This is a genomic window from Shewanella sp. T24-MNA-CIBAN-0130 (genome assembly GCF_040310185.1).
GTDB lineage: Bacteria > Pseudomonadota > Gammaproteobacteria > Enterobacterales > Shewanellaceae > Shewanella > Shewanella psychromarinicola.
In genome coordinates this window covers 1-249 of sequence record NZ_JBEOPP010000467.1, presented here as the reverse complement: position 1 = coordinate 249, position 249 = coordinate 1, and the positions used below count along the sequence as shown (strand labels likewise).

The following is a 249-nucleotide window of genomic DNA, read 5'->3' as shown; positions in this document are numbered from 1 at the left end:
ATACATGGGGTTGATGATGAAAAAATTAAATACTTTAGTATTAGCAAGTACAGTTGCACTAGCAGGTTCTGCATTTACTGTTTCTGCTGCCGAACAAACTGGCGACATTCATGCAAACGATTATAATTGGATGCAGTTTAACATTATGTATGCAATAGATGAGCATCCAATTGCAAACGAAGATGAAGCTACTCATAACTATTTAGAAATGGAGTTTGGCGGTCGTTCTGGCTTTGTTGACCTCTATGG

Annotated in this window: 1 protein-coding gene; it reads left to right on the top strand. The window is 37.8% G+C overall.

Annotated features, from left to right (window positions below):
- Positions 1–16 precede the first annotated feature (16 nt).
- Positions 17–249, top strand: a 233-nt coding sequence (locus AAEZ02_RS23155; protein WP_351125524.1) for an outer membrane protein OmpK, incomplete at its 3' end; no start/stop codon positions are given.